The following is a 2,303-nucleotide window of genomic DNA, read 5'->3' as shown; positions in this document are numbered from 1 at the left end:
CGGCAGCGTCGTGCATCGTCTGGTGACCATCGGCGCCCTCGCCACCTGGGTAGTGATCGCCGTCGCCACGCATTTTCTACTCGGTTTCGACTGGCTGCTCGCCATCCTTTTCGGCAGCCTGACACTGGTGACCGGCCCGACGGTGATCGTGCCGATGTTGCGGGTGGTGCGCCCCAAAGCGTCGATCGCCAACATTCTGCGCTGGGAAGGTATCGTCATCGACCCGATCGGCGCCCTGCTCGCCGTGGTGGTCTACAGCTTCATCATTGCCAGCGGCGAGGGCCACGGACTCAAGCAGAGCCTGCTGACTTTCGGCGGCGTGATTCTCTGCGGCAGCGTGTTCGGGATTGTCGGTGGCTGGGTGCTCGGCACCATCATCCGTCGCCAGTGGCTGCCGGAGTATCTGCATAACCTCGCGTCGCTGGCGGCAGTGCTGGGGATTTTCATTGCAGCCAACCAAGTGATGCACGAGTCCGGCCTGCTGGCGGTGACGCTGATGGGCATGTGGCTGGCCAACATGAAGGGCGTGGATGTGCGGCACATTCTGCACTTCAAGGAAAACCTCAGTGTGCTGTTGATTTCCGGGCTGTTCATCTTGTTGGCGGCCCGTCTGGATCTGAATGCACTGATCGGCCTCGGCCCTTTGGTGCTGATCCTGCTGCTGGTGATTCAACTGATCGCGCGCCCGCTGAACGTACTGCTGAGTACCGCTGGCTCCAGCCTGAGCTGGCGCGAGCGCGCCTTGCTGTGCTGGATCGCTCCGCGCGGGATCGTGGCGGCGGCGGTGTCGGCAATTTTCGCGATTCGCCTGGACGAAGCCGGGCACGAGGGTGCGCTGCTGCTGGTACCACTGACGTTTGCGGTGATCATCGGCACCGTGGTTCTGCAGAGCGCCACCGCTCGGCCACTGGCCCGCCTGCTGAAGGTGGCAGAACCGGCGCCGAGTGGTTTCCTGATCGTCGGCGCCAACAACCCGGCGCGGGCGCTGGGCAAATCACTGCAGCAACTGGGTAGCCGCGTGCTGCTGACCGATTCGAGCTGGGAAAACATTCGTGCGGCGCGCATGGAAGGTCTGCCGACCTACTTCGGCAATCCGGCCTCGCAGCACGCCGACGCACATCTGGATCTGGTCGGGCTGGGGCATTTGCTGGCGCTGTCGCCCTCCGGTGAACTCAACACCCTGGCGGCGATGCGCTTTCGCCACGACTTCGGCCATCAGCGGCTGTTTGGCCTGGCCAGCGGCCATGAAAGCCGTCGCAGCGACAAACACCGAGCGAGTCTGGAACATCGTGGCAATCAACTGGGCAGCGAGGCGTTGACCTACGCGAAACTGGCCAGCCAGATGGGCCAAGGTGCGGAGTTATACAGCACGACGCTGACCGATGGTTTTGGCTGGGAGGATTACCGCGCGTTGCATGGTAATCGTGCGACTTTGCTGTTTATGCGCGATGACAGCGGGTGGGTGCATGTGGTGACGCCGGAGACTGCTTTGAAACCAGGATCCGGGTGGACGCTGCTGGCGTTGATTCAGCCTGAGGCCAGCGGCGCCTGACCTGACGCCTTCGCGAGCAAGCTCGCTCCCACAGGGTTCGTGTCGAACATAAAAACTGTGAACGACACACTTCCTGTGGGAGCGAGCTTGCTCGCGAACGGCTCGACTCTAATCTGGATCAGGCAGCAAACCCTGGCAGCACTGGCACCGGCCGCTTGTCATCATCAATGGCGACAAAGCTGAACTGTCCGTGGATTGCCTTCTCGCGGCCATCACAGCTCATGCTCTCGACAAACACTTCCACCTCGACCTTGAGGCTGGTATTGCCGACTTTGATCACCCGTCCTACCAACTCGACGATGGAACCGGCCGGGATCGCGTGGTTGAAGTCGATGCGGTCGGTGGACACGGTCACCAGCGGCAACCGGCAGAAGCGCGTGGCGGTGATGAACGACACCTCATCCATCCAGGCGAGCGCCGTGCCGCCGAACAGGGTGTTGTGGTGGTTGGTGGTCGGCGGGAAGACAGCCTTGGTCACGCGGGTTACCGAGAGTTCGGTGCGGCGCTGGATTTCCTGGTCACGGGTGGTCATGGTTCTGGCCTGAAACAAAAAAGCTGTGGATAAATTGCGGGCAACAAAAAAGCAGCCCGTAGGCTGCTTTTTTCTGCATCGGAAGCTGGACTTAAGCCAGTTTTTCCTTGATGCGAGCTGCTTTACCCGACAGGTCGCGCAGGTAGTACAGCTTGGCTTTACGTACGTCACCGCGACGTTTAACAGCCATGCTGTCGATCTGCGGGGAGTAGGTCTGGA

At 61.4% G+C, this 2,303-nt stretch carries 3 protein-coding genes; 1 reads left to right on the top strand and 2 read right to left on the bottom strand.

The window, feature by feature from the left end; translation table 11 throughout:
* On the top strand, positions 1–1,552 hold a 1,552-nt coding region (locus DBR24_RS28715), incomplete at its 5' end, for a sodium:proton antiporter (protein ID WP_128616385.1).
* A gap of 118 nt (positions 1,553–1,670) precedes the next feature.
* Here the strand turns inward: DBR24_RS28715 and DBR24_RS28710 are convergent.
* Positions 1,671–2,084 carry an acyl-CoA thioesterase gene (locus tag DBR24_RS28710; RefSeq protein WP_041063151.1) on the bottom strand — a complete coding sequence of 138 codons (414 nt, stop codon included), beginning with the start codon at positions 2,082–2,084 and terminating at the stop codon, positions 1,671–1,673.
* Between the two features lie 91 nt (positions 2,085–2,175).
* On the bottom strand, positions 2,176–2,303 hold a 128-nt coding region (locus DBR24_RS28705), incomplete at its 5' end, for a 50S ribosomal protein L19 (RefSeq protein ID WP_128616384.1).

Source organism: Pseudomonas sp. HMWF006 (assembly GCF_003061205.1).
GTDB classification, from domain to species: Bacteria; Pseudomonadota; Gammaproteobacteria; order Pseudomonadales; family Pseudomonadaceae; genus Aquipseudomonas; species Aquipseudomonas monsensis.
Note: the sequence above shows the minus strand (reverse complement) of the source record. Positions and strands in the feature narration are given on the sequence as shown.

Bases quoted from the DNA above. Each gene is read 5' to 3' on its own strand.
- DBR24_RS28710 (WP_041063151.1), bottom strand. From the start codon at position 2,084: ATGACCACCCGTGACCAGGAAATCCAGCGCCGCACCGAACTCTCGGTA.